Raw genomic sequence first — 25996 nt, forward strand, 5'->3', positions numbered from 1 at the left:
CCCCGGATTCCGGGGGATGCTATGAATGGTTTTCATACTATAGTTTCCCATAAACCTGTTTTTTCAGCCACCATTACGGCTACCAGGCAAATTGGAATATTGTTAATTCGCGACAACGTTGACAAGCTTACCTGGTACGGCGATTACCTTACGGACGGTTTTACCCTCGAGCTCAGCACTGATTTCCTTCATCGCAAGCTCTTCCATCACTTCTCTCGTCGCATCGGATGGAACCATCAGCTTTTTCTTCATCTTGCCATTGATTTGGACAACGATTTCCACTTCGTCTTCAACAAGCTTAGTCTCATCAAATGTTGGCCACGGCTCATACGATACCGTATCTGTATGGCCAAGCTTTTCCCATAGTTCCTCACAGACGTGCGGCGCAACCGGGGAAAGAAGTTTTACGAAGCCCTCCATGTATTCCTTTGGAAGAACATCGGATTTATACGCTTCATTAATAAACACCATCAATTGGGAAATAGCGACATTGAAGCGAAGGCCTTCATAATCCTCGGTAACCTTCTTAACTGTCTGGTGGTAGACCCTCTCAAGGTTTTCCGCCTTCGCGCCTTCCTTGATTTTCGCGGAAACTGCGCCATCCGACTCGATGAACAGACGCCATACACGGTCAAGGAACCTGCGCGCGCCGTCAAGGCCGTTCGTCGACCACGCAACGGAAGCATCTAGTGGTCCCATAAACATTTCGTAGAGCCTCAATGTGTCTGCCCCGTGGCTTTCAACGATATGGTCCGGGTTAACGACATTCCCTTTAGATTTGCTCATTTTCTCATTGTTTTCGCCAAGGATCATACCCTGGTTGAACAGCTTCTGGAACGGTTCTTTCGTAGGCACGACGCCAATATCGTATAGGAACTTGTGCCAGAATCGGGCGTAGAGCAGGTGTAATACCGCATGCTCGGCGCCACCGATATAAATGTCGACAGGGAGCCATTCTTTCAGTTTTTCAGGGTCCGCCAGATGGTTATCATTCCTCGGATCGATATAGCGGAGATAGTACCAACAGCTTCCGCCCCATTGCGGCATTGTATTCGTTTCGCGGCGGCCTTTCTTGCCTGTTTCTGGATCGACAACGTTTACCCAGTCTTCGATATTGGCAAGCGGTGATTCGCCTGTTCCCGATGGTTTAATGTCGGTTGTTTTTGGCAAAACAAGCGGCAGCTGGTCTTCTGGAACAGCCGTGCTTGTGCCGTCCTCCCAATGGATGATCGGAATCGGCTCTCCCCAGTATCTCTGGCGGCTGAATAGCCAGTCACGAAGGCGATAAGTTATCTTTCTCGTGCCGATGCCTTTCTCTTCAAGCCAGGCAATCATGTCACGTATCGCGTCTTCCTTATTTAAACCATCGAGGAAGCCGGAATTTACATGCGTGCCATCGCCTGTATACGCTTCTTTTTCAATATCCCCGCCAGCTACGACTTCGACGATCGGCAGGCCGAATTGCTTCGCGAATTCATAGTCGCGCTCGTCATGCGCAGGTACCGCCATGATTGCGCCAGTCCCATAGCTCGCAAGGACGTAATCCGCAATCCAGATCGGCATCTCTTCGCCGTTCGCCGGATTGATCGCATAAGCGCCGGTGAAGACACCGGTCTTTTCTTTTGCAAGGTCGGTCCGTTCAAGGTCGCTCTTGCTTTTGATTTTTTCAAGATACGCATCGACTGCTTCCTTTTGTTCCGCAGTGGTAATCTTTTCAACAAGCGCGTGCTCTGGCGCAAGTACCGCATACGTCGCACCAAAAAGCGTGTCAGGACGCGTTGTGAACACCGTAAATGTGCCGTCATGCCCTTTAATGTTAAAAGTGACTTCAGCACCTTCAGAGCGGCCAATCCAATTGCGCTGCATATCCTTCAGGCTTTCCGGCCAATCAAGCTCTTCAAGGTCCTCCAAGAGCCGGTCTGCGTAAGCGGTAATCTTCAGCACCCACTGCTTCATCGGTCGGCGTTCGACCGGATGGCCTCCGCGCTCGCTCTTGCCGTCGATGACTTCTTCATTCGCAAGGACGGTCCCAAGCGCCGGGCACCAGTTAACCGATACTTCGTCGATATAGGCAAGGCCATGTTCGTATAACTTTAGGAAAATCCATTGTGTCCATTTGTAATAATCGGGATCTGTTGTATTGATTTCACGGTCCCAATCGTATGAAAAGCCTAATTCTTTAATTTGGCGGCGGAAGGTGTTTATGTTCCTCTCGGTGAATTCTGCCGGGTCATTCCCTGTATCAAGCGCGTATTGCTCGGCAGGGAGTCCGAATGCATCCCACCCCATCGGATGAAGGACATTATAACCCTGCATCCGTTTCATGCGGGAAAGGATGTCAGTCGCTGTATAGCCTTCCGGGTGGCCAACGTGGAGGCCCGCACCCGAAGGATAAGGGAACATGTCAAGCGCGTAAAATTTCGGCTTGCCCTTCTCCTCGCCCGTTTTAAATGTTTTTTCTGTCTCCCACTTCGTCTGCCACTTCTTTTCAATTTGTCTGTGGTTGAAGCTCATCTCAATTTCCTCCCTAAATCTTTTTTCCAAAAATAAAAAACTCCCATCCCATAAACAGGGACGAGAGGATATGTATCTTCCCGCGGTACCACCCACATTAGTGTGAAAAACACTCGCTTCATTCATCCTTAACGCGGAAAACGGCAGGCACTACTGTTACTTCACGCCTGCGACTCAAAGGCGAGTTCATGATGGTCCCGGCCGGCTTGCACCAACCGCCAGCTCTCTAATGGCGGGACGGAATCACTACTATTCCTTTTCACAGTCATTGAACTATTTACATAGTGCTATTTTATTAAAATTTGCCGTGGGATGCAAGCTACCCGGTTTAAAATGTGCTTTAGCGGAGTTTTCCACCATCGTTTTGCTGATGCAACCCCTGTTTCTAAACTGGAAATTTTATAGGCGAACAAAAGAATCCCGCTCCAAAAAGGCGCGGGACTCTCTTTATGCACGAACCGGCTGCTTTTTTCCCTTAATGCCGCGGTCATAGACGACTGTCGTCCCAATTGAAACGATAAACAGGCCGATCAGGATCATAAACAGCATGGACATGCCGTACAGGTCAACCAGCATTCCGCCTAGAACCGGTCCAATCATTCTGCCGCCGGTGGCCGTGCTGTTGACAATTCCCTGGTAAAAGCCTTCACGGCCCCGAGGCGCAAGTTCACTGGCAATTGTCGGAACCGCTGGCCAAATGAGCATTTCACCTGCTGTTAAAATAATCATCCCCGCCATAAATCCGGAAAAGCTCCCTGAATTGGCGGCTACGATGAATGCCACAACAAATATAAGCATGCCGAGCACCATCTGTGTTTTAAGCGACCTGCCAAACCGTCTCAAAAAGCCGTTCAGAACTGGCTGGCCGAGCACAATCATCGCACCGTTCACTGTCCAGAGCAAACTGTATTGGGTAAGCGTTATATTGATTTCCTGTGTATAGGAAGCGATTGTTGTCTGCCATTGGACATATCCGACCCAGCACAGCAGGTAGCCAATACAGAGGATGAGCAGAGCTTTTAGTTTTTTATTCATACCAGCCGAGGGATTTTCCTGCAGAATAGAAGTCTGAGCGCCTTCCCGGTCGGTTAAGTTTTTATAGCCAAAAAATGCAATCGCCATAAAGACGATATACATGAACAGGTTTGCAACAAAAATCAACTGGAAGGAAAAATCTGCAACAAATCCGCCGAGTGCCGCGCCAATCGCTACACCAAGGTTCTGCGCAACATAAATCGCATTGAATGCGCGCCTTCCCCCTTCCTTCCAGACAGCTCCCGACATTGCGTACATTGCCGGAAAAATAATACCCGCGCCAAAGCCCGAAATTGTAAGGAAAATCACATAAGGGGTAAAGTCGTTCCAAAAAGTCAATCCAAGCAATGAAAGCAAAGCTATGCCAATCCCTAGCAAAATCGTTTTATAACCGCCAAGCCGGTCAAACAAGCTTCCTCCCGCCAGGTTTCCCGCAACGCTCGCCGCGGAGTTCAGCATAAGGACTATGCCAGCGGTGGTTAAAGATTTACCGAGATGGTCATGGATATAGATTGCATTCAAAGGCCAGAGAAAGGATGAACCTGTGACATTGACGACCATTCCGATGATTAAAAGCCATAATGAACGCGGCATCTTGATTCTCCTATCTCAAAAGAAATGCGCCATGCGCCACGTTTAGCGCAGACAAATTCCCAAAAAAATTTGTTTCTCAATCTCAAACACAAAGGATATTCTATTCCTTTTCCCAAAACTGTGCAATGGTTTTTATTCCAAATGAGAGAAAAGCACTGCAACCAAAAGGCTACAGCGCTTTTTAACAGCTATTGGTATTCGGAAATTCCTGTCCGAGCTTATTTTTTCGGTGCTGGCGGAACGGCCGGCTGCTGTGCCGGGAACTCCCCATTGATTGCATGGGTTTTCTTCTTGAAGTTATCCTTCTCGCCAGTTACAGCTTTTTTCGCCTTTTCGATTTCCTCTTTCAATTTATCGATGTCGACGCCCTTTTTAACTAGCTCTTCGGTTGCAATGTGGATCGCCTGGTTTGATTCCTCAATTGAAACAGCTAAAGAATCCATTGAGCCTTGCGGGTTATGGAAGCCAGCGGAGCTTTCGGCTGCGACGATATCCCAGAACCATTGGGCTTTCCTTACATGCTCTTGTGCAGCTTTGACCTTATCCGACTTAACTCCAGTTGTGATCATTTTATTCACATAGTAATGGGCGTTAATGGAAACGTCTTCTGCTTTATGCAATTGCTTCATGTGTGTATCCTGAATCTCGATCACCCTTGCTTCGAGCTTATCGATATCCCTGTCGCCGTGGCATGTTCCGCACGAAGATTTCATTGTCTTAAGCGGGGAAGTCCACCAGTGTGACGAAATCTTTCGCTTGCCGTCAACACGCTCATATGGCATATGGCAGTCCGCGCATGCTACGCCTGCCTTTCCGTGAGTACCTTCCATGAATGTTTCAAAGTCAGGGTGCTGAGCCTTCAGCATCGGGGTTCCGGAAACATTGTGGATCCAGTCTTTTTCAAACCCTTTTTCCTTGGCAATTGAAGAATAGTACTCATACATTTCTTCAGGCTTGAAGCCCTTATCCCACGGGAAAGTTACCTCGCTGTTTGTCGCATCAAAGTAATACTCGACGTGGCACTGGCCGCAGACATAACTGCGCATATCATTTTTCGTCGCTTTTGATACATCGATTCCCTTCCGCTCCATTGCTTTTACAAAGCTTGGGCGGGTTACACGAAGGTCCATGGTCTGTGGGTCATGGCAGTCGGAACAGCCGATTGGGGAATGGCCCATTTTTTCGCCCATAGGGAAAATCTCTGTTTTAAAATTGGCGCTCCAATACTTTTCTCCCATTTCTTCAATCATTTTCGGAACAGCAGTCGATTTACATGTATAGCAGGAACCAACTGATTTATCTGTAATCCTCGCGACATTCTTCACATCCTCGAGCGCGTAGACGTGGCCCCGGTCTTCGTTATACTCGGTCGCGAAACCATACCCGTTGAAAAGGATTGGCAGGTAAGGCTCTTTGTCCGGATCGTACTTGGAGCGTTTGACGGAACCGCTGTATTTCGTATCCGCCATTTTTTCGTTTTTCATGTAGCTGTTGTATTGAAGCGGGAACATATCCTTGAATGCTTCATTTGAGATTTCATCTTTTGATAGGCCTGATGTTTTCGGTTTGGCGGCTGCTTGTTCACTGGAGGAACTGCAGCCCGTTATGATCAGAATGAATGCCAATACCATCAGGTAGGCTCCGAATCGGAACTTCGACATCCTTAAAATCCTCCCTTATGTTCAAGCAGCTCACCGGATTTAGGCGGCTTATTGAATTCTTTTGTTTTAAAATTCTTTCCGTGTGGCACAGTACGGTGGCACGTCGTGCAGCTTTCCTTCGCATCGTGTTCGATGTTCGTCAGGGTGCTTTCATGGCATGTGATACAGTTTTGCTCGACAACCATCTCTGTCTTTTCGGTTGCATGGAGCACGTTCGGGATTTTATCCTTCCCAAGCGTATTAAAGTACATATGCCCCATTCCGGCCTTGCCCTTGAATACCAGCTTCTTCGCCACATTATCATGCGGCAGGTGGCAGTCATTACAGGATAAAGTCGAATGTGTTGAATCCGTAAAGGATCCGTACGCAGAGTCCATGATGTGGCAGCTCTGGCAGAAATTTGGCGAGTCCGTGTAGGCCAGCGTTTTCATCGTTACCGCAGACAGGACAATCCCCGCGAAGAGCGCGGCGAAAATCAGTATTTTTTTATCAATCGCCAAAAGTTTCTTAAACATTCTTTCACCTCCCCAGGTAAATGTTTATCTATTAAAACACCTTTGTGTTCTAATCAAGTTCATGTTTTTGCTTCCAGCGTTCCTGGCCTAATTCATTCTTACTGACTGGTTTCAGTGGTACGAGCTTTTGAGCGGATTAAGTGAAGCGCATCCCGGATATCGTCATCCACCTCGTGCTTCTCCTTGATGGTTTCTGCTGCAAGGCGGTAGTATGACTCTTTCAAGCTATGAAAATCATCAGCCGAAATCTTGTTCATAAGTGCATCCATTTCAAGTTCATTCACGGATTCGTACACTTGTTTCAACGCAAGGCCTTTTTCAGCTTCAGCTATTGCCGCAAGCACGCCTCTCCCAAAAAAAGGTGAGAGGACAAGATAAAGGCAGGCCGCAACAAGGAGCGAACAGGCGATTATGATGTACAGCAAGCTTGCCACCACCTTTTTAAAAATACTTCCTCCGCTCATTGTCGAGCGTTTCTTCGAGGCTTGCATATTCCCCGCCGCTTAGCGAACTCCCGGGTTCCCGTATGGAGTCCCTTTTCGTTTTCCTGTTTGTTATCCTTTTAATGGCCGTAACCGCTATCGCTCCCCCGGCTGCCAGTCCTGCAACCGGCATGAGCCAGGCGAGCAGACCGCTTCCTTCCTTCTCGGGAATCTTCAGCGCACCCGGCCCGAGTTCATCGGTGTAGTAGCGGATGATATCCCCAGGCGCCATGCCCTTGTTCAGCATGTCAATCACTTCACTGTTATAGGCTTTCCGTACTTTGCATGTTGAAATTTCATGGTCAGAATGGCCATCCATATTAAGCTGGCTTGTCACTTCCCTGAACTCCGGGGAATTTTCCGAATAGGAAGCAAACACAGCCGCGGGAAGCGCCGCCAGGAATACCGCCAGCAGAGTAATCGCTCTCCTCATCATCGGGCCGCCTCCCTGTTTGTGACATGCTGCACAATGACAGTGCCAGCTGCCCGCCTTCCACCCGATAAGGCTATTAAGATTCCAGCGAGCATTATATATCCTCCTGTCCAAATCCAGCTGATGAACGGATTCACCCTTGCAAGGACAGTAATCTTGTTTTTCGTTTCCCATGAACTGAGGACAACATATAAATCCTCATTCCAGCGGGACTTTACAGCCACTTCGGTCGATGGCTCCGCCCAGTTGTCATAATAGATTTTCTCTGGGTGGACCGGGTCAAGCCTTTTCCCCTTGTACACAACTCCGATTTCCGTAAAAATGACGTCCCTGTCGGTTTTTTTCACTTTGTTAAAGCTGTTGAAGGTTAGCTCATAACTCCCGATTGTGAAGCTTTCCCCCTTGTTTAGCGTTTTGATAAGTTCGAGCGGGTAGGCCTGGGAACTAATGATGCCGACAGCTAGGACGCCGACACCGATATGGACGATATAGCCCCCGTACCTGCGCCTGTTTTTTGAAAATAGTTTCAACAAGGCTGCCGCTACGTTTTCGGAAGTCGCCCTTCGCCGTGCTCGGACTGCCCGAACGATTTCCATCGCATGGGTTGCCAGCATGAACATGCAAGCTGATATCCCGATAACAGGGAACAAACCATTGACCCCACTTGCCGCCAGAAAGCCGGCGAATAGGACGGATAGCCCCAGAGGCAAGTGGATTTGCTTCAGGAAACGGGACAGGCTTGCTTTTTCCCAAGGGATGACCGGACATACTGCCATAAGTAAAATGAGTGCCAACAGGATCGGGGACATGACCTTGTTAAAATAAGGTGCGCCCGTATTGATTTTCTGGCCTAAAAAAGTTTCCGAAACAAGCGGGAAGATGGTTCCCCAAAAGACCGCAAAGGCCGCCCCGAGCAAAATGTAGTTGTTTAAAAGGAAGCTGTTTTCCTTCGAAAAGTAAGACGTGACCGGTACACTCTTGTTATTGATAAGGCGGTTCCTTGAGACAACCATGTAGGCTGCGAACAGGACCATGAATGACATGAAGATGAAAAAATATGTACCTAGGCTGCTATCGGCAAAGGCATGGACACTTGTCAGGATGCCGCTTCGGACGAGGAATGTTCCGAATAAGGTCAGTCCGTACGTGAGGATGACCAGGAACAGATTCCACTTTATGAGCATATTTTTCCGTTCCTGAATCATCACTGAATGAAGCAGCGCAGAAACGGTAAGCCATGGCATAAACGATGCGTTTTCAACCGGGTCCCATGCCCAGTAGCCGCCCCAGCCAAGCTCGACATATGCCCACCAGGCCCCGATCAGGTTACCCGCGGTTAAAAACATCCATGAGGCTAGGGTCCATTTCCTCGTCAGCCTTAACCAGGCCGAATCCATTCTTCTTATCATCAGGGATGCCATCGCAAACGCGAACGGAATGGCCAGTCCGACATAGCCTAGGTAGAGTGTGACCGGATGGACGACCATCCCCGGATTTTGCAACATTGGATTCAATCCGTTTCCATCTGCAGGGATGGTATCCGATTGTTCAAACGGGTTGGCCAATGCCAATAGGACGACGAAGAAAAAGAGTAGGTTCATCGCGAGTACCGCAAGGACATATGGCGTATAGCTGCTTTTTTTTGAAAAGGCGATAATGCCTGTGTATATGCTTAGCAATAAAGTCCAAAACAAGAGTGATCCAGCATTTCCAGCCCAAAAGGCGGACAGCTTATAAATGAGTGGAAGGCTCTCGTTCGTATAGGAAGCCACATACGTATATTCGTACTGGCCAGTTGCCAGGAAATAAAGGAGGAGGCCGGATGCGGACAAAGATGCAAGGAAAACCCCGAAAATTCCGCCCCTCGCGCTGCCGAGCCACTGCAGGCTCTGTGACCTAATGCCTTTTACTGTTGCCGCAATAGTATAGGCTGACAGCACGATTCCAAGGATTAATGATAAATTTCCAACGATATACATGCTGCCGGCCCCCTTTCATTTTTACAGATTCAGTTTTTTATGAAGTTCTTCGTATTCAGCTTCGGTTATCGTCCCATCGACAAGCATTTTCCGAAGCTGCACCTTTTTCAAGTTTCCGGCTGCGGGCTCAAAAGATGCTGTTGCAGCTTGAGCATGCTTCTTTTTCAAAAAAAGAAGGAGCAACCCGCTGGCGAGCAGGCTTGCCGCGCTAATTCCGGCAATTGTAAGGCCAAGCGGCACTTTTTCCGTTTGTGCAGCCTTGGCTGGAGCGGCCGTTTTTCCGGCAGCTTCAAGCAGTTCATTCGTCGTCCTAGTTTCTTTGCGGTCATAGGAAAGTGTGAATTCTTTCTCTTCGCCCGCTTTCATCCCTTTTATTTGGTACGTATGCATCTTCAGCCCGTACGGATTTTCATGCGGGGCTTCGGTTGCCGCAGGGGCCAGCTTCACATTGCCCGCATTCATCGGCTCAAGTACGGTCAAGTTGACAAGCGTGATGTCGGCGAAGCTTTTAAAGGAATAATCGAGCAACTTTTCAGTGCCTTTTGTCTTGATTGCATCGGTATAAAACTCGATCACAAATTTATATTGGTCATTTGGCTCGATTGCCCTGCTTGTTTCCCAGGCAATCGTCCCTTTTTTCAAATCAAGCTCATAGTTGATTTCAAACATTTGTGACAGGTCGCTGGAATAATCGGCCACAAACCCAATTCGGAAGTTATCCTCGTTCCCAGGCAGCGGAATTTCTATTTTTCCTTTTTGTGCCTTGGCGGAATCGTTGATCAGGCTCCCCTGGTAGCCAATTAGAAGGGGCGGCTTCTTCGTTTCTTTGTCATTCGGATGCTTTGCAAATTCAGGCATAACCTGGATGGAGAGCTCCTCCAATTTCAAAACCCCGGTTTCCCTTTCTTCTCCAAGTGCCGTAGCGGGCATCATAAGAATCATCAATAGAAAACATGTGAGTATTTTTTTGGCCATCGTCCATTCTTCCTTTCAAGGGAAAACCATTTAATCGCTTTACAGACTAGACTATTACAAAGGATTTTCCGCTGATTTGCTACCTTATTTAAACCACGGAACCATCCCCCATTCTGTGACCAACATCACAAAAATAAACCAAATTGTGAACGGCATTTTTCAAGGGTTTCCCAGTAAGAAATAATCACCGATTGGGAAAGGATTTTTGGCAGTTTATTTGGTTTGGAAATTGTGGAGATTTTATGAACATCCGAAAATAATGGCACTAGTGGGATTTGCCTTTGAGGAATTTAACTTTAAGGTATTTACTTGAAAAGGCAGCACCCATCCGGGCACTGCCTTGGGAGGAAGTTTCATCAATCGTGGCTAATACTTGTTGTTTTCAACGTGCATTTTCGATTTCACTGGCTGTCCGCCAGTCTTTTCATACGCCCTTTTTGCGCGGTCAATCAAATCCAGGTCTGTTCCAACTTCAACATCCTGGCTGTTGTAGCCATTGCGTGTTTTTTGTTCCGGATTATTCTTTTTTGATCTTTTTTTCATATAATCGCGCCCTCCTAATGCCTTTGAAGAATCAAGTCATTCTGGATGCCCTGGAGCTGAAGCCTCATCCTGTTCAGCCGTTCTCGCTGCTGCGAGTTAGCGCTCAAGGCGAGAACAGTCATTTCATTGTAGGCATCTTCGAGGGCCTGAAGCGCTTCAGTATACCCCTCGGCATTGTAATGTTCCTGCCTTGCCGTATGATTGTATTGATCCTGGGCAAATTCAATTGTCTGCTGGCATTTGCCAATGAAATCCTCGATTGATTGCCGGGTTGCCAATGAAGTCCCCCCTAACATTGGTGATGCGGCCGTTTTCATACCCAGCCGGAACCTGCAAAAAGCAGCTTCATACTTAGTGTGTTCACCATGCCGCTGGCTATCACGGCTCCGCGCTGATAATTAGTGGGAAGAAATGAAATAGCCTGAAGAAGCTGTTCATGTTAAAATTCAGGTTGTGTATCAAACTTTTCAGTCCGGGCGGAAAAATCCGAAAGCAAAAATAGCAAAAAAATTGCTGCAAATAATAAAAATGAGGTGTGCGATTTGGCGCAAACCAAGCCTTTTCCATATGCAATGGACAATAAACGATATCATACGTGGAATTACCACCTTCGAGGCCAATTTGGCCACAAGGTATTCAAGGTGGCGCTCGATGGCGGCTTTGACTGCCCCAACCGGGATGGAACGGTCGCGCATGGCGGCTGTACATTTTGCAGCGCGGCGGGGTCAGGGGATTTTGCCGGAAAGAGGGCGGATGAACTCGAAACCCAATTCAATGAGATCAAGGAAAAAATGCATACGAAGTGGAAAGATGGCAAGTATATGGCCTACTTCCAGGCTTTCACGAATACACACGCCCCTGTTGCCGAGCTACGTGAAAAATTCGAGGCTGTCCTTAATCAGGAAGGAGTTGTTGGGCTGTCGATTGCGACGCGCCCCGATTGCCTTCCCGATGATGTCGTCGAATACCTCGCCGAACTGAACGAGCGAACTTATCTTTGGGTTGAGCTTGGTCTCCAGACAGTCCATGAACGGACAGCCAAACTCGTCAACCGGGCCCACGATTACAACTGCTATAAAGAAGGCGTCGCAAAGCTCCGCAAACACAATATCCGGATTTGCACGCATATTATTAACGGCTTGCCGCTTGAATCGAAAGAAATGATGCTTGAAACAGCACGAGAAGTGGCATTGCTTGATGTACAGGGAATCAAAATCCACCTGCTCCATCTCCTGAAAGGAACCCCTATGGTCAAGCAGTATCAAAAAGGGCTTCTCGAATTTCTAAAGTTTGATGAGTATGTGAACCTAGTCTGTGACCAGCTTGAGCTTTTGCCGCCTGAAATGATTGTCCACCGGATAACCGGTGACGGTCCAATCAATTTGATGATCGGGCCAATGTGGAGCGTCAACAAATGGGAAGTGCTGAACGCAATCGATGCGGAAATGAAGCGGCGCGACAGCTGGCAGGGGAGGTTTTACGAAAACCGCATTGGTTCTAGAGGAAATTGGGGGTATTTGAAATGAAGCTTGATGGCGTCCTTCCTTTTGCAAGGATCCTGTTGGAAAAAGCGGTCATGGAAGGCGGCGCCGCTGTCGATGCGACAATGGGAAACGGCCATGACACACTTTTCCTTACCCTCCTCACAGGTGAGAATGGGATGGTTTTTGCATTCGACATCCAAGCCGAGGCGTTGGAAGCGACAAAGAGAAAGCTTGCCGAAAATGGCGCAGAAAGCAGGGCCACACTTTTCCATGCTGGCCATGAACGGGCCGCGGAGCTCATTCCCAGCCAATATCACGGGAAACTGCAAGGAGCAATTTTTAATCTCGGTTATCTGCCTGGAAGCGATAAAAGCATTGTCACAAAACCTGAAACAACGATATCGGCGATTGAACAGCTACTCGGCATGATGGCTCCCGGCGGAATCATTGTCCTCGTCATCTACCACGGCCATGAAGGCGGTGCAGAAGAACGCGACAGCCTGCTCTCATTCGTAAACGGGCTGGATCAAAAAGAGGCACATGTCCTTCAATACAAGTTCATCAACCAAAAAAACAACCCACCTTTTATAATCGCAATCGAGAAACGGTGAAAGAAAAGAGGCATCCGCATGAAACAATTCGCGGATGCCTCTTATTAATTTGGCATGACTTTTTGGAAAAAACGGTAAGCGATGCCGTTTACATAGAAAAACCGGCTCACTGGACCGCCATACTTAATGATTTCTTTCGCGAGCTTCCGAACCCCTTCCTGCCTCCGTACCTTTTCGTCGGACAAGTATAACCCAAGCAGCCCCCGGTTAATTAGCCTGTGGAATCGCTGGTTCGGCAGGCCTTCCGTATGGCGGTCGGCCTCTTCTATAAAATGCATCAGTCTGTTGAAGAGCACTTCCTGGTTTTTGTAGTAAAAACAGAAATTCAAATCGCCCCCCGCGCGGTCCTCCTCCTGGTCGATTAAATAATCTAGGAGGATGTGCAGCCCCTGGATATACGGAAAATAGCCATTCATTACCTTTTCAGCGTCCTGCTTCCCAAAATCATTGCCTAGAGCATATGAGACAAGGCAGAATATGCCAAGCGTCGAGCCAGAGCAGGCCGAAAACTCGTACCATTCCATCTCCGGCATCCGCGTTTTATGCCGTGCGAACCAATCCTGTAGGCGCGGTTCCCTCTCTTCAGGGGTAACATGCTTATGTACTTGGAGTTCGCAATAAAAGCCGCACAATTCAAGAAGGTGATCCTTGATAACGGGATACTTCTTCATTGAAGCAAGGACTGAATTGCATTTTGCGACAAGCTCTGCAAGATAGCCGCCATCATCCCTGTCCTCACGCTTGCTGTAGTAATCCCCGTGCGGTTCGCCCAGGATAAGCGCATCAAACATTGCATCGTGAAGGCTCGCGAAATCATCCGGGTCAAGCGATGTGCTCCTGTCACATAGATTGTCGAGATAGTCACTGATTGTCTGGTAGGCGACTATAAACGAAATGGCCTTTTTATACTCTTCTTTTGCGATGAGCCCGAGGATGGCACCACCTTCGCAATGGAATGTTTTCGTATCTATGCTTGCCAAAGCCTGTTTCCGCAGTTCCTGATTCGGAATGGCTTCGGCCCTTTTCCTCCAATAAGATAATTCTTCCTTAACTGCCGGGAAAATCTTCCGGTAAGTTGTGGCCATTAAACTGGCCGGTTTCATTGGAATTGCCATACTTATCACCTACTAGTTCAAAAAGCTGAGGCGCCTGAAAGAGGCCGGGACGGAAGTTTTTGCCCTTTACGGCATTCTTCCGGTCCGATATCCCTCATGGGCGCCCGTGCTTACTTTGTGTATTTTAATCAATTACATAGCCGATTTCCCGCAGCTGGCCGTGGACAAAGTCGCGGGAGTATTCAAATACCTTGTCACGCTCTGGTTCATTGAAGATTTCATGGTAGAAGCCCGGCCATTCCTTGAACCGTTTTTCTGAAAGCGGGGCTTGGTTGAACCAACTCCTGACCGCTTTTTTGTTAACAATCAAATCATCCCCTGCCTGCATGACAAGCGTAGGTACGTCGTGGATATGCCCAAGCTCATGGAAGGCTGCTTTCATCGAATCCTGAAGTTCTCGGTACCACCTTACCGAAACCTTGGTTACATATAGAGTGTCATTTAAATCAAATTCCTGGACTTCCTTGTTCCTCGTCGCCATTTTAACCGTAATCCCCGATTTCATCCTGAGCGAAGGAAACACAAGGTTCAAACCATAAGAAAGGAAGTTGATAAACTTTGGCGGCTCATGGACAAGCCCCAGGCATGGAGACGACAGAATCACGCCGGCAATTGTCAGTTTTTCTTCCTGCAGCAGCCTGACCGCAATCAATCCGCCCATGCTGTGGCCTAGAAGGAAAACCGGCAATCCGTATATATAGGCTGCCTCAACCCAATCCTTCACTTCCGTTAAATATTCATCAAACGAATCTATATGGCCACGGTTTGCGCGGGTAGTCATCCCCTGGCCGGGAAGGTCGCCCATGATTACATGGAACCCGGACGAACGCCACATTTCAATCAGCCACCCGTAGCGGCGGTGATGCTCCATGGCTCCGTGCACCATCACGATGACGGCCTTTGCTTCACCGTCTGCTTCCCATTTCCACATAAAACCTTCCTCCCAGCAACCGAAAACTAGCGTTAAAAGTACTATAACATAGAAATGTCTACGTGATATCCATTTTGCTTTGCAAGTTTGGAACAAAATCCGGTACACTTTCAGTGAATGATAAACATAAAGGGGAGTATTCAATGATTTATCCGTATAAGGGCAAGTATCCGCAAATAGATGATACCGCATTCATCGCCGATTTTGTTACGATTTCGGGAGACGTGGAAATCGGGCAGGAATCAAGTGTCTGGTACAACACGGTCATCCGGGGCGATATCGCGCCTACCATCATTGGCAAAAAAGTCAATATTCAGGACAATTCCGTTCTTCATCAAAGCCCCGGCAACCCGCTCATACTCGAGGATGAAGTGACAATTGGCCATCAGTGCACCTTACATAGCTGCATCGTCCGAAAAAACGCGCTAATCGGGATGGGATCCATCGTCCTCGACAAAGCTGAAATAGGAGAAGGCGCCTTTATTGGAGCGGGAAGCCTCGTACCGCCCGGCAAAAAAATCCCTCCCCGTACACTGGCGCTCGGAAGGCCAGCAAAAGTCGTCCGGGAACTAAACGCGGAAGACATTAAGGAAATGGAGAGGATTACAAAAGAATACGCCGAAAAAGCCCAGTATTACAAGAGCCTTACACCTTTAAACCAGAAATAGATGCCAACCGAAAGACTGGTTTTTTTCCGAAAATGAACAGAAAGGAACTCCCCTGACGAAGCGGGAGTTCCTTTTTTAAAAATTGATTAATCCTAATTCATCGCCTGATACGACTTCTCCGCACCAAAGGAATACTTATCCTCAACGTACACCTGATGCCATACCATGAACATAAGTACTGTCCAGATTTTCCGGCTGTTATCGGCCTTTCCGAGGCAATGGTCATCCAGAAGCTTAAGCAGATATTGTTTGTTGAACAAGTGGTCCGTGTTGCTTTCGCGGATAAGATCCTTTGCCCACGTATTCATTTCGTCCTTCAGCCAGTGGCGGATTGGCACAGGGAAGCCAAGCTTTTTCCGATTGAGCACATGCTCGGGAACAACACTCTCGGCAGCCTTCCTTAAAATATATTTCGTTGTGCCATTGGCTGTTTTCAAATCGGCTGGAATCCTTGATGCGACAGCAAACACTTCCTTATCCAGGAACGGCACGCGGAGCTCAAGTGAATGAGCCATCGTCATTTTATCCGCCTTTAACAAAATGTCGCCGCGCATCCACGTATGAATGTCGATATACTGCATCCTGTCGACAGGATTATAACCTTCGCTTTCTGAGTAAAGTTTTTTCGTGATATCGGTGAAATCAAGCCCTTCGCGGTACACGTTCAGCAGCTCGCGCTTTTCTTCCTCGGTGAAAATTTTGGCATTCCCGATATAACGCTCTTCCATAGGTGTTACCCCACGCTCAATAAAGCTCTTGCCTCTTGTTCCTTCAGGCATCATTCCGGCAATTCCTTTTAGAATGACTTTTCCGACCCGTGGAATCTTGTTGAATACCTGAAGGTCGCCCGGCTCGCGGTAGATATTATATCCGCCGAACAACTCGTCCGCGCCTTCACCTGACAGGACAACCGTTACATGCTTCCTGGCCTCCCGGGCGACGAAGTACAACGGAATGCAGGCCGGATCAGCAAGCGGATCGTCCATATGCCACATAATTTTCGGAACCTCGGCCATATATTCCTCCGGGGTAATGACGTAACTGATATTTTCGACCCCGAGCTTGTCGGCGGTTTCTTTCGCCACATCAATCTCACTGAAACCGTCCCGCTCAAAACCGACCGAAAACGTCTTGATGGCAGGATGGTATTGCTTCGCGATTGAGGCGATAATCGACGAATCGATGCCCCCGGACAGGAATGAGCCCACAGGGACATCACTTCGCATATGCATTTTGACTGAATCAAACAGCACGTCCCTGATTTCCTGGACGAACTCATCTTCGGCTTTCAGCACTGGCGTGAAATTAGCCTTCCAGTACCGTTTGATGTCCATTTTCCCGCCAGATTTTTTTGTAAAATAATGGCCAGGCTCAAGCTTATGGATTCCATCCGTCATCGTCTCCGGCTCCGGGACGAATTGGTACGTCAGGTAATGCTGAAGCGAATCATAGTTCAACTCTTCGTTACCAAGCGCGAGCAGGATGCTCTTTTTCTCTGAAGCAAAAAACGTCCTGCTTTCATCTTCAAAATAAAAGAAAGGCTTAATCCCGAAATGGTCGCGTGCACCGAACAGCGTCTTCTCCTGTTTGTCCCAAATGACGAATGCGAACATCCCACGCAGCTTTTGTACTGCTTTTTCTTTTAGATGGCTGTACAGGGCGATGATAACTTCAGTATCCGATTCGGTCGCGAATTCCAGGCCTTCCTTTATAAGCTCTTCGCGAAGCTCGAGATAATTGTAAACTTCACCATTGAAAATAATCCAATAACGCTCGTTTTCATATGTGAGCGGCTGTGCGCCTGACTCGATATCAATGATGCTCAATCGCCTAAACCCAAACTGCACATGCTCGTCAAAATAGTATCCGTCATCATCCGGCCCGCGGTGGGTGATGATATCATTCATGCTTTTAAAAGTCTTCTTCTCTTCGTCCCTGAAATTCTGTGCTTGCTCATGAACACATCCGATAAAACCGCACATATGTAGTTCACCTACTCCGATCATTGCATTTTTTTAACTGTGTTAATTCGTTTAGTTGCCGTTTTTTTAGGCACCATTTAATTCACTCAATAAGCATAAGCCCTAAAGGCCCGATAAGTTGACCTGAAAACCTTCGCTGATGGAAGGTTCACTCTATACTACCATTTTTCAAAAAAAATTTGCACTTGCAACTAGAGGGAAAATAAGGCAAACCTTTGATATTACATCAAAAACAGCGCCAGTAACACTATTTGCGGCACAAATGAAAAACGGGAGTTACATAATTATTATGCAACTCCCGTTATGTCCAATTATTTGGATGCTTGTTCCTTCAAAGCGGCAGCCTTGTCTGTCCGCTCCCAAGGGAGGTCGACATCATTGCGGCCAAAGTGGCCATAAGCGGCTGTTTGTTTGTAAATTGGCTTGCGAAGATCAAGCATGTTGATGATTCCGGCAGGGCGCAGGTCGAAGTTGTTTTCGATCAATTCAACAAGGACTTCTTCGCTTACAGTACCTGTTCCAAATGTATCAACTGCAATGGATACAGGGCGGGCAACACCAATGGCGTAGGCAAGCTGGACTTCAACCTTGTCGGCAAGGCCTGCGGCGACGAGGTTTTTCGCAACATAGCGCGCTGCATAGGCCGCGGAACGGTCAACCTTTGTTGGATCCTTTCCGGAGAAAGCGCCGCCGCCATGGCGTGCATAACCGCCATACGTATCAACGATGATCTTGCGGCCGGTTAGCCCGGCATCGCCTTGAGGGCCGCCGATAACGAAGCGCCCAGTCGGGTTGATGAAGTATTTTGTCTTTTCGTCAATAAGATCATGTGGAACTACAGGGCCGATAACATGCTTTTTAAGGTCGCTCTGGATCTGTTCCAGGGTCGCCTCAGGACCATGCTGCGTTGAAATAACAATTGTATCAATCCGCACTGGATTGTTGTTTTCATCATATTCAACCGTTACCTGCGTTTTTCCATCCGGGCGCAAGTATGGAAGTGTTTCATCCTTGCGAACTTCCGTCAGCCTGCGGGAAAGCTTGTGTGCAAGCGAGATTGGAAGCGGCATGAGCTCTTCTGTTTCATTGCAGGCAAACCCGAACATAAGTCCCTGGTCCCCCGCACCGATTGCTTCAATCTCCGCGTCGGACATGCTGCCTTCACGTGCTTCAAGCGCCTGGTCAACCCCCATGGCGATATCGGCTGATTGCTCGTCAATGGATGTTAGTACAGCGCACGTATCGGCATCAAAGCCATATTTCGCACGTGTATATCCGATTTCACGGATTGTGTCACGGACGATTTTTGGGATATCAACATAAGTTGACGTTGTAATTTCACCCGCTACGAGGACAAGGCCTGTTGTAACGGAAGTTTCTGCAGCGACGCGGGCGTTTGCGTCTTGTGCCAGGATCGCATCTAAAATCGAATCCGAAATCTGGTCGCAGATCTTGTCTGGATGGCCTTCAGTCACTGATTCAGACGTGAACAAACGGCGTTTTGATGGCATCTGGATTCCTCCTGTATCTTCTTTATAATGAGGTCAGCTGCATGGATTTTTTCCGGCCTGCCTAGCAACCTCGGTTTCACGGTACTCATTTCCCTAAGTAGTATGAAGTAAACCTGGGGGTTTTATGAATCCCCCGCTCCTAAAGATGCTGATTTGTAAGGCTGCAAATAAAAAACCTTCCCTTTTGAGGAAAGGTTGCATTGAGATGTTTGCGCCTTTCACTCTTATCGTTCAAGGCAATCGCCTTGCATCAGGTTTGGCACCTTTTCCGAGAAAGATTCCTCAGGCAGGTTGCCGGGCTTCATAGGGCCTGTCCCTCCACCGGCTCAGGATAAGAGAGTATCCGTTCAAGGTAAAATCATACCACACTGTTGATGCATGTCAATGATTTTCACGAGAAAAAAATCTTCTAGAACCATCTATTTTTCGTAGGATTTTTCATAACAAAACCATTAAATTGAACAGCTTCCATCCTCACACATTTCACCCATCCATTTAAACCTGTTCCTGGCTATCCAATTGTAGATCGGAATACCAGCCTTTACGGCAAACGGAAGGTAGAGGAGCAGTGCAGGCAAGAAAGTAACAGGGAATTGAAGCAGCATTTTCCTGACCGCAAAAAATCCTTTGTAAATCCTGCCGTTCCCATCAATCACGTGAAGCTCCCTGCGAAGGTCGATTGCCCGGAAAGCTGGCTTGCGGCCTTCTTTCTCATATTCCTGAAGAGAAAGCCATTTTACCCGGCCAAGCCAATCCAGCTTTTCTGATTTCGCCTTCGACTTATTGCACAGGACACAGTTCCCGTCATACAGCGCCAGCAGCTCCATTTATAATCCCTCCAAAATTAATTATAAAAAAAAGAGGTTATTAGTATAGACCAATTAGCTAAATGTGCTATACTATTCGTGAGAAAAAAAGCTCTTAACAAACAATAGGCAAAGGGGAAATCATTAAATGTTTGGTGTGCATAATCCAGAAACTCCATTCAAACTGCTGAATGAGGAAAACCTTCTAGTCCAGCTTTCCGTTCCAGAACTGGTTGAAAAAGTGTTGAGACGTGGAGAAGGGCTGCTGACATCAACCGGGGCAATCAGTGTTTCGACCGGTAAATATACAGGCCGTTCTCCAGAAGATAAGTTTATTGTCGAAGAAAAGTCCAGCAGGAGCAAAATTGATTGGGGCACGATTAATCAGCCCATTTCGGAAAAAGCCTTCTCCAACCTCTATAATAAAGTAATTGATTATTTAAAACAAAAAAATGAAATTTTTGTGTTTAATGGATTTGCAGGCGCGGATAAAAAATACAGGCTACCGATTCAGGTAATCAACGAATACGCCTGGCACAACCTTTTTGCACACCAGTTGTTCATTCGTCCCGAGGAATCCGAGCTGGCCGGCCATAATCCGGAATTCTCGATTATCTCCGTCCCTGGCTTCAAGGCAGACCCGGAAGTGGATGGAACCAATTCGGAAACGTTCATTATCATTTCTTTTGAAAAGCGGATCGTTCTGATTGGCGGAACGGAATATGCAGGGGAAATGAAGAAATCCATTTTTTCCGTCATGAACTATCTGTTGCCCGAGGCTGGAATCATGCCTATGCACTGTTCGGCCAATGTTGGGATCGAAGGCGATGTAGCCTTGTTCTTCGGCTTGTCAGGCACAGGCAAAACAACCCTGTCCGCTGATGCGAATCGCCGCCTGATTGGTGACGACGAGCATGGCTGGTCTGCGAACGGCGTCTTCAATATTGAGGGTGGCTGCTATGCAAAAACAATCAACCTCAGCCGTGAAAAGGAACCGCAAATCTTTGATGCAATCTGCTTTGGGGCTGTTCTTGAAAACGTTGTTGTCGAAACGGACACCCGGGTCGCCGACTATGATGATGGTTCGCTGACCGAAAATACGCGGGCCGCTTATCCGCTTGAAGCGATCAAGAACATCGTTTCGCCTAGCGTCGCTGGCCATCCGAACACAATCGTATTCCTGACAGCCGATGCTTTCGGGGTCTTGCCGCCAATTTCAAAGCTTACAAAGGAACAGGCCATGTACCATTTCCTTAGCGGATATACGTCCAAGTTGGCTGGCACTGAGCGCGGCATCACTTCGCCGCAAGCAACGTTCTCCACTTGCTTCGGCGCGCCATTCCTGCCACTGCCGGCAAACCGCTATGCGGAAATGCTCGGTGAAAAAATCCTTGAGCACAATGCGCAGGTATTCCTTGTCAACACTGGCTGGACCGGTGGTGAATACGGAACGGGCAGCCGGATGAAACTGGCATATACTCGCTCGATGGTCCAAGCGGCCCTCGAAGGAGAGCTGAGCAACATTGAAACGGTCCAGGACGAAATTTTCGGCCTGCATGTTCCGCTCCATGTCCCAGGAGTTCCTGATGAAGTCCTGCAGCCTGAAAAAACCTGGGCGAATCCTGAAGCCTACCGTGTAAAAGCAATAGAACTTGCCGAAAAATTCCGCAGCAACTTTAAAAAGTTTTCCAACGTTTCTTCGGAAATCGCAGAAAAAGGCGGACCGATTATTTAATAAGGTATTGTGGGCAGTTTGTTGATAAGTTAGGATAAATAAAGCACGAGAGGGAAACGCAGCGGTTTCCCTCTCGTGCTTTTGTTATTTTTAGTTTTTGTGACAACTAAACAGGATTTTGACTGCTTGTTGTCACAAATCAGGGGGGGGGCGTGACAGCTATTCGGAAATTTGCCCTTCGGTTGTCACGAATCAGAGGCTGTCGTGACATCTAAATTGAAATCTGCCCTTCGGTTGTCACGAATCAGAGGCTGTCGTGACAGCTTTTCGGAATTTTGCCCTTCGGTTGTCACGAATCAAAGGTTTTCGTGACAGCTAAACAGGATTTTGCCCCTCGGATGTCACGAATCAAAGGTTTTCGTGACATCTAAATTGAGATCTGCCCCTCGGTTGTCACGATTCAAAGGTGTTCGTGACATCTAAATGCGAAATCTGCCCCTCGGTTGTCACGAATCAAAGGTTTTCGTGACATCTAAATTGAAATCTGCCCCTCGGTTGTCACGAATCAAAGGTTTTCGTGACATCTAAACCCGGCACGCCGCCGGGAGCCAATCATTTACCTCTGGTTGGTCTTCAACACATTCAAAGCTTGTTCATACAAATCAATTCGGTGAACTAAGTGAAATGAGCTCATAAGTAATCCGGGTCTTTCCGCCTTCGAGTTCGACCTTCTTGATTTTAGCCGTTCCGCTCGAATCCGCTTCGATCGTGCGCCGGATATCAACCGGTACATCGATTGGATAGAGGCGGTAGCCTTCTTTTTCCAAAAGGAATAGATTTTCCTCGAGCCTTTGCTCCCTGCCCTTGGTAATAATCATCGTATTCAACTCAAGTGGCATTCCCATTCACTGACCCTCCTCGTATGACCTTTCTCCTATCATATCATTTGCGGCTATGGCTTTTCATCCACTTCGCTAAGTCCCCGACAACTTTCCTGTTGACCCCTGGCGGGAAGAAATGGTTGAATTCACCAAAGTACCAGCTTTCAACCGGTTTGCCCAGCTCCTTCAGCCTTTTTTCCAAACGGTAGGCATGCTCCGCGGACACGTTGCCATCCTGTACCCCGTGGATAATCATGACTGGCACCTCAAGAAGTTCCAGTCTATAAAGCGGTGTCCTGTATTGGTATCTCTCAGGATATTTCAAAGGCGTGCCCCCGATTACCCGCTTCATCATCCTCCGCAAATCCTTCCGTTCCACATAGGTAAGCGACATATCGCTAACCCCTCCCCATGTAGCCAATGAAGCGGCTTCCGGGAATTCAAGCGCTGTTAAAAGGGCCATAACCCCTCCCCGCGAAAACCCGAAAATATGAATATCCCGTACAGATGGCAGCGACTTCAAAAGCTTATACGCAGAAAACGCGTCCTGCCTGTCCTCGCCCGCAAAATCCTCATCTCCCTCGCCCCCTTGGTTACCACGGTAAAACGGCGCGAAGACCGTAAATCCTTCAGATGCGAATTGGGCGATCCTGGCCGGGCGTACCTTTCCGACATTTTTAATGCCGCCCCTTAAATAGAGGAAACCATCCTCCGGTTCGTAGCCCAATGGCTTAGCCAGCATCCCTTTTACTTTCAGGCCACCGGAATAATAGGTAACAAGTGACAGGGCGACATCCGGATTGGGTGAAGGGAACCGCTGCTCCGTAATGATTTTTCCATCCTCTAATTCCATCCGAATCACTCCATCCAATTATTTTTCCAATATGGGCATACACACAATCACGCCCGTTTCATACGATATCACAAGAGCAAACAGCCCAATTATTTTTACCCAGGAGGTATTTGCATGAGAAAAACGTTCAGGGCCGCCCTGATGATGCTTGCATGCGCAATGCTGATTCTTTCCGCGTGCCAGGAAAAGCCACAGGAAAAGAAGCTAGAAAAAGTTCGTGTCGCAGAGGTGACAAGATCGATTTTCTACACGCCGGAATATGTAGCCCTCGCGAAGGGTTTCTTTAAGGACGAAGGGCTCGATGTCAACCTGACCACAACGTGGGGCGGCGATAAAACGATGACCACGCTTCTCTCCGGCGGTGCAGACATCGCCCTGGTCGGATCCGAGACATCGATTTACGTTCATGCGCAAGGCTCAAACGACCCTGTCATCAATTTTGCCCAACTCACCCAGACAGACGGCACCTTCCTCGTCTCCCGTGAAAAAATCGATAACTTTACCTGGGATATGCTGAAAGGCAAAACTTTCCTCGGCCAGCGAAAAGGCGGGATGCCGCAAATGGCAGGCGAATTCGTCCTGAAAAAACATGGGATTGATCCGCACAAGGATTTAAAGCTTATCCAAAACATCGACTTCGCGAACATTCCCAACGCATTTGCCGGCGGAACTGGCGAATTCGTCCAGTTATTCGAACCGACGGCAAGCATTTTTGAAAAAGAAGGAAAAGGGCATATTGTCGCATCGTTTGGAACTGAATCCGGACACCTACCCTATACCACATTCATGGCGAAAGAAAGCTATATGAAAAAAAATCCGGCGATAATAACTAAATTCACGAAAGCAATTTATAAAGCTCAGCAATGGGTCGCTGAAACAGATTCAAAGGAGATCGCCAAAGCGATTGAGGCCTATTTTGAAGATACCGATCCTGGCATCATCGAAACCGTTGTCGAGCGCTACAAAAGCCAGGGATCATTCGCAACCGACCCGATCCTGGATGAAGACGAATGGAACAATCTCCAGGACATTATGGATGAAGCGGGCGAACTTCCGCAGCGGATTGACCATAAAACACTTGTAAATACGGAAATTGCTGAAAAAGTAAAATGATTGCCGCAAAGGAGGCCGTTTCATGAGTTTCCTGACGATTGAAGGAATCTACCACACTTATTTCACGAAAGATATGGCAGTAACGGCCCTCTCCGGTATCGGGCTTTCCGTTGAGGAAGGGGAATTCATTACCTTCCTCGGCCCGAGCGGCTGCGGCAAAACGACACTCCTTTCCATCATCGCCGGATTGGTCGAACCAACGGGTGGGCGGGTGCACATAGGAGGCAGGCCAGCATCAGAAGCAAAACGTGAAATTGGCTATATGCTCCAACAGGATTATTTGTTCCCATGGAAAACAATCGAGGAAAATGTCCTGATCGGTTTAAAACTTGCTAATGCCCTTACGCCGGAACGTCGGGATGCGGCCATCAGGCTCCTTGAAGAAATAGGGTTGCCCGGAGTGGAAAGGAAGCTTCCAAAACAGCTTTCCGGTGGAATGAGGCAGCGGGCTGCCCTCGCCAGGACACTCGCCGCCGAGCCAAAAATCCTGCTGCTTGACGAGCCATTTTCGGCTCTTGACTACCAAACGAAGCTGAAGCTTGAAGACCTTGTATCCTCAACATTAAAAGGACTTGGAAAAACAGCCATCCTCGTCACCCATGATATCGGTGAAGCAATCGCGATGAGTGACAGGATTTACCTCTTATCCTCAAGCCCGGGCAGGATCCATAAAATTTTTGATATGCCCGAAAGCATAAGGCGGCTGACGCCTTTTGACTCAAGGAACCATGAGAGTTATAGCAAGCTTTTCAAAGAAATATGGAAGGAGCTGGAGTCCCTTGAACAATGAACCATCCATCAGCTCCCAACACTCTCTTTACCTGCTTTCCCTAAAAAAAGAAAGACGGAAGGTGCGTTTTTTCCAGGCATTGATTTTTATTGTCTTTTTCTCAGGCTGGGAACTTTGCAGCCGCCAACAGTGGGTGGATCCACTCATTTTCAGCTCTCCATCGAAGATATGGCACTTGATGCTCGAAAAACTGCAGGATGGGAGCCTTCTAACTAACCTTGGTATTACCCTGACCGAAACCATTGCCGGGTTTATCCTCGGGACTTTACTTGGAACGTTGATTGCGGCGATCCTCTGGTGGTCGCCCATTTTATCAAAAATCCTTGACCCGTATTTAGTGGTCCTAAATGCTATGCCGAAAGTCGCCTTGGGCCCGATCCTAATCGTTGCTTTGGGGCCCGGCTATACGTCGATTATTTCGATGGGAGCGATCATTTCGATTATCATCACGACGATTGTAGTATATACTTCCTTCCGTGAAGTCGACCCGAATTACTTGAAAGTTCTCCAGACCTTTGGGGCAACGAGGTACCAATGTTTCAGAGAAGCCATCCTGCCGGCTTCCTTCCCGACGATTATTTCCACGTTAAAAGTGAATGTCGGGCTCTCCTGGGTTGGAGTCATCGTCGGCGAATTCCTTGTTTCATCGAGAGGGCTTGGCTATATGATTATTTACGGCTTCCAGGTATTCAATTTTACCCTTGTCCTTTTGTCGCTGCTTATCATTGCAATCTTCGCAACGATTATGTACCAGCTTGTGGCCCTGTTGGAGAAAAAAATCGTAAAAAATTGATGGCAATCATGGACAATACCAGAATGGTACCGGCTGGCCAATCACGCCAGCC

24 protein-coding genes, 1 riboswitch and 1 other annotated feature are annotated in these 25996 nt (G+C 47.9%); of the genes, 7 read left to right on the forward strand and 17 right to left on the reverse strand.

The window, feature by feature from the left end:
* Positions 1-102: 102 nt before the first annotated feature.
* The 10 genes from leuS to RB160_RS13895 all read right to left on the reverse strand — a co-directional run bounded on the left by leuS (position 103) and on the right by RB160_RS13895 (position 11009).
* On the reverse strand, positions 103-2514 hold the full coding sequence (gene leuS, locus RB160_RS13850) for a leucine--tRNA ligase (protein WP_316571072.1): 2412 nt from the start codon (positions 2512-2514) through the stop codon (positions 103-105).
* A gap of 53 nt (positions 2515-2567) precedes the next feature.
* Positions 2568-2786: a binding site (T-box leader), on the reverse strand.
* A 175-nt stretch (positions 2787-2961) separates the two neighbouring features.
* The gene (locus RB160_RS13855) at positions 2962-4143 is read right to left on the reverse strand and encodes an MDR family MFS transporter (RefSeq protein ID WP_316571021.1); all 1182 of its coding nucleotides are present in this window, start codon (positions 4141-4143) and stop codon (positions 2962-2964) included.
* Between the two features lie 218 nt (positions 4144-4361).
* Positions 4362-5804: an ammonia-forming cytochrome c nitrite reductase subunit c552 gene (locus tag RB160_RS13860; RefSeq protein WP_316571022.1), complete on the reverse strand. Its 1443-nt coding sequence runs from the start codon at positions 5802-5804 to the stop codon at positions 4362-4364.
* A gap of 2 nt (positions 5805-5806) precedes the next feature.
* Positions 5807-6319 carry a NapC/NirT family cytochrome c gene (locus RB160_RS13865; protein ID WP_316571023.1) on the reverse strand — a complete coding sequence of 171 codons (513 nt, stop codon included), beginning with the start codon at positions 6317-6319 and terminating at the stop codon, positions 5807-5809.
* 98 nt (positions 6320-6417) lie between these two features.
* On the reverse strand, positions 6418-6744 hold the full coding sequence (locus RB160_RS13870; protein ID WP_316571024.1) for a hypothetical protein: 327 nt from the start codon (positions 6742-6744) through the stop codon (positions 6418-6420).
* Between the two features lie 16 nt (positions 6745-6760).
* Entirely contained in the window at positions 6761-7237 is a 477-nt protein-coding gene (locus RB160_RS13875) for a cytochrome c-type biogenesis protein CcmH (protein WP_316571025.1), read from the reverse strand.
* The gene (locus tag RB160_RS13880; protein WP_316571026.1) at positions 7234-9213 is read right to left on the reverse strand and encodes a heme lyase CcmF/NrfE family subunit; all 1980 of its coding nucleotides are present in this window, start codon (positions 9211-9213) and stop codon (positions 7234-7236) included. The genes RB160_RS13875 and RB160_RS13880 overlap by 4 nt, the downstream gene beginning before the upstream one ends.
* A gap of 21 nt (positions 9214-9234) precedes the next feature.
* Positions 9235-10188, reverse strand: coding sequence for a hypothetical protein (locus tag RB160_RS13885; protein WP_316571027.1), 954 nt, complete (start codon positions 10186-10188; stop codon positions 9235-9237).
* Between the two features lie 366 nt (positions 10189-10554).
* Positions 10555-10731, reverse strand: a complete 177-nt coding sequence (locus RB160_RS13890) for a glycogen biosynthesis protein GlgD (RefSeq protein ID WP_115452627.1) — start codon at positions 10729-10731, stop codon at positions 10555-10557.
* Between the two features lie 14 nt (positions 10732-10745).
* On the reverse strand, positions 10746-11009 hold the full coding sequence (locus tag RB160_RS13895) for a YtzC family protein (protein WP_316571028.1): 264 nt from the start codon (positions 11007-11009) through the stop codon (positions 10746-10748).
* 264 nt (positions 11010-11273) lie between these two features.
* On the opposite strand from RB160_RS13895, the gene mnmL reads away from it, so the two are divergent.
* Together mnmL and mnmM are read left to right on the forward strand one after the other, a co-directional pair.
* Positions 11274-12257: a tRNA modification radical SAM protein MnmL/YtqA gene (gene mnmL / locus RB160_RS13900; RefSeq protein ID WP_316571029.1), complete on the forward strand. Its 984-nt coding sequence runs from the start codon at positions 11274-11276 to the stop codon at positions 12255-12257.
* Positions 12254-12826: a tRNA 5-(aminomethyl)-2-thiouridylate-methyltransferase MnmM gene (gene mnmM / locus RB160_RS13905; RefSeq protein WP_316571030.1), complete on the forward strand. Its 573-nt coding sequence runs from the start codon at positions 12254-12256 to the stop codon at positions 12824-12826. Before mnmL ends, mnmM begins: the two co-directional genes overlap by 4 nt.
* Positions 12827-12870: 44 nt before the next feature.
* On the opposite strand, the gene RB160_RS13910 is transcribed toward mnmM, so the two are convergent.
* On the reverse strand, positions 12871-13941 hold the full coding sequence (locus RB160_RS13910) for a tetraprenyl-beta-curcumene synthase family protein (RefSeq protein WP_316571031.1): 1071 nt from the start codon (positions 13939-13941) through the stop codon (positions 12871-12873).
* A gap of 124 nt (positions 13942-14065) precedes the next feature.
* Positions 14066-14872: an alpha/beta hydrolase gene (locus RB160_RS13915; protein ID WP_316571032.1), complete on the reverse strand. Its 807-nt coding sequence runs from the start codon at positions 14870-14872 to the stop codon at positions 14066-14068.
* A gap of 143 nt (positions 14873-15015) precedes the next feature.
* Between RB160_RS13915 and RB160_RS13920 the strand changes: the two genes are divergently transcribed.
* Positions 15016-15540 carry a gamma carbonic anhydrase gene (locus tag RB160_RS13920; RefSeq protein WP_316571033.1) on the forward strand — a complete coding sequence of 175 codons (525 nt, stop codon included), beginning with the start codon at positions 15016-15018 and terminating at the stop codon, positions 15538-15540.
* Between the two features lie 92 nt (positions 15541-15632).
* On the opposite strand, the gene asnB is transcribed toward RB160_RS13920, so the two are convergent.
* From asnB to RB160_RS13935, 3 genes are all read right to left on the reverse strand, one after another.
* Positions 15633-17522, reverse strand: coding sequence for an asparagine synthase (glutamine-hydrolyzing) (gene asnB / locus RB160_RS13925; RefSeq protein ID WP_316571034.1), 1890 nt, complete (start codon positions 17520-17522; stop codon positions 15633-15635).
* 311 nt (positions 17523-17833) lie between these two features.
* Positions 17834-19033 carry a methionine adenosyltransferase gene (gene metK, locus RB160_RS13930; RefSeq protein WP_316571035.1) on the reverse strand — a complete coding sequence of 400 codons (1200 nt, stop codon included), beginning with the start codon at positions 19031-19033 and terminating at the stop codon, positions 17834-17836.
* Between the two features lie 221 nt (positions 19034-19254).
* Positions 19255-19371: riboswitch (SAM riboswitch) on the reverse strand.
* Between the two features lie 114 nt (positions 19372-19485).
* Positions 19486-19860 carry a thiol-disulfide oxidoreductase DCC family protein gene (locus tag RB160_RS13935; protein WP_316571036.1) on the reverse strand — a complete coding sequence of 125 codons (375 nt, stop codon included), beginning with the start codon at positions 19858-19860 and terminating at the stop codon, positions 19486-19488.
* A gap of 127 nt (positions 19861-19987) precedes the next feature.
* Between RB160_RS13935 and pckA the strand changes: the two genes are divergently transcribed.
* On the forward strand, positions 19988-21574 hold the full coding sequence (gene pckA, locus RB160_RS13940; protein ID WP_316571037.1) for a phosphoenolpyruvate carboxykinase (ATP): 1587 nt from the start codon (positions 19988-19990) through the stop codon (positions 21572-21574).
* Between the two features lie 602 nt (positions 21575-22176).
* Here pckA and RB160_RS13945 read toward each other — a convergent pair.
* Positions 22177-22419 (reverse strand): DUF2584 domain-containing protein, encoded by a 243-nt coding sequence (locus RB160_RS13945; protein ID WP_316571038.1) that lies wholly within the window; start codon positions 22417-22419, stop codon positions 22177-22179.
* 37 nt (positions 22420-22456) lie between these two features.
* Positions 22457-23248 carry an alpha/beta hydrolase family protein gene (locus RB160_RS13950; RefSeq protein WP_316571039.1) on the reverse strand — a complete coding sequence of 264 codons (792 nt, stop codon included), beginning with the start codon at positions 23246-23248 and terminating at the stop codon, positions 22457-22459.
* 159 nt (positions 23249-23407) lie between these two features.
* Between RB160_RS13950 and RB160_RS13955 the strand changes: the two genes are divergently transcribed.
* The 3 genes from RB160_RS13955 to RB160_RS13965 are packed head-to-tail and all read left to right on the forward strand — an operon-like array spanning position 23408 to position 25944.
* Positions 23408-24361 carry an ABC transporter substrate-binding protein gene (locus tag RB160_RS13955; protein WP_396954722.1) on the forward strand — a complete coding sequence of 318 codons (954 nt, stop codon included), beginning with the start codon at positions 23408-23410 and terminating at the stop codon, positions 24359-24361.
* Positions 24362-24383: 22 nt separating this feature from the next.
* Positions 24384-25151 (forward strand): ABC transporter ATP-binding protein, encoded by a 768-nt coding sequence (locus RB160_RS13960; protein ID WP_316571040.1) that lies wholly within the window; start codon positions 24384-24386, stop codon positions 25149-25151.
* On the forward strand, positions 25141-25944 hold the full coding sequence (locus RB160_RS13965) for an ABC transporter permease (RefSeq protein ID WP_316571041.1): 804 nt from the start codon (positions 25141-25143) through the stop codon (positions 25942-25944). The genes RB160_RS13960 and RB160_RS13965 overlap by 11 nt, the downstream gene beginning before the upstream one ends.
* Positions 25945-25996: the final 52 nt, after the last annotated feature.

Source organism: Neobacillus sp. YIM B06451 (genome assembly GCF_032667185.1).
Lineage (GTDB): Bacteria > Bacillota > Bacilli > Bacillales > Cytobacillaceae > Bacillus_D.

Bases quoted from the DNA above. Each gene is read 5' to 3' on its own strand.
- leuS (WP_316571072.1), bottom strand. From the start codon at position 2,514: ATGAGCTTCAACCACAGACAAATTGAAAAGAAGTGGCAGACGAAGTGG.
- RB160_RS13855 (WP_316571021.1), bottom strand. From the start codon at position 4,143: ATGCCGCGTTCATTATGGCTTTTAATCATCGGAATGGTCGTCAATGTC.
- RB160_RS13860 (WP_316571022.1), bottom strand. From the start codon at position 5,804: ATGTCGAAGTTCCGATTCGGAGCCTACCTGATGGTATTGGCATTCATT.
- RB160_RS13865 (WP_316571023.1), bottom strand. From the start codon at position 6,319: ATGTTTAAGAAACTTTTGGCGATTGATAAAAAAATACTGATTTTCGCC.
- RB160_RS13875 (WP_316571025.1), bottom strand. From the start codon at position 7,237: ATGATGAGGAGAGCGATTACTCTGCTGGCGGTATTCCTGGCGGCGCTT.
- RB160_RS13880 (WP_316571026.1), bottom strand. From the start codon at position 9,213: ATGTATATCGTTGGAAATTTATCATTAATCCTTGGAATCGTGCTGTCA.
- RB160_RS13885 (WP_316571027.1), bottom strand. From the start codon at position 10,188: ATGGCCAAAAAAATACTCACATGTTTTCTATTGATGATTCTTATGATG.
- RB160_RS13890 (WP_115452627.1), bottom strand. From the start codon at position 10,731: ATGAAAAAAAGATCAAAAAAGAATAATCCGGAACAAAAAACACGCAAT.
- mnmM (WP_316571030.1), top strand. From the start codon at position 12,254: ATGAAGCTTGATGGCGTCCTTCCTTTTGCAAGGATCCTGTTGGAAAAA.
- RB160_RS13910 (WP_316571031.1), bottom strand. From the start codon at position 13,941: ATGGCAATTCCAATGAAACCGGCCAGTTTAATGGCCACAACTTACCGG.
- RB160_RS13915 (WP_316571032.1), bottom strand. From the start codon at position 14,872: ATGTGGAAATGGGAAGCAGACGGTGAAGCAAAGGCCGTCATCGTGATG.
- RB160_RS13920 (WP_316571033.1), top strand. From the start codon at position 15,016: ATGATTTATCCGTATAAGGGCAAGTATCCGCAAATAGATGATACCGCA.
- asnB (WP_316571034.1), bottom strand. From the start codon at position 17,522: ATGTGCGGTTTTATCGGATGTGTTCATGAGCAAGCACAGAATTTCAGG.
- metK (WP_316571035.1), bottom strand. From the start codon at position 19,033: ATGCCATCAAAACGCCGTTTGTTCACGTCTGAATCAGTGACTGAAGGC.
- RB160_RS13935 (WP_316571036.1), bottom strand. From the start codon at position 19,860: ATGGAGCTGCTGGCGCTGTATGACGGGAACTGTGTCCTGTGCAATAAG.
- pckA (WP_316571037.1), top strand. From the start codon at position 19,988: ATGTTTGGTGTGCATAATCCAGAAACTCCATTCAAACTGCTGAATGAG.
- RB160_RS13945 (WP_316571038.1), bottom strand. From the start codon at position 22,419: ATGGGAATGCCACTTGAGTTGAATACGATGATTATTACCAAGGGCAGG.
- RB160_RS13950 (WP_316571039.1), bottom strand. From the start codon at position 23,248: ATGGAATTAGAGGATGGAAAAATCATTACGGAGCAGCGGTTCCCTTCA.
- RB160_RS13955 (WP_396954722.1), top strand. From the start codon at position 23,408: ATGCTGATTCTTTCCGCGTGCCAGGAAAAGCCACAGGAAAAGAAGCTA.
- RB160_RS13960 (WP_316571040.1), top strand. From the start codon at position 24,384: ATGAGTTTCCTGACGATTGAAGGAATCTACCACACTTATTTCACGAAA.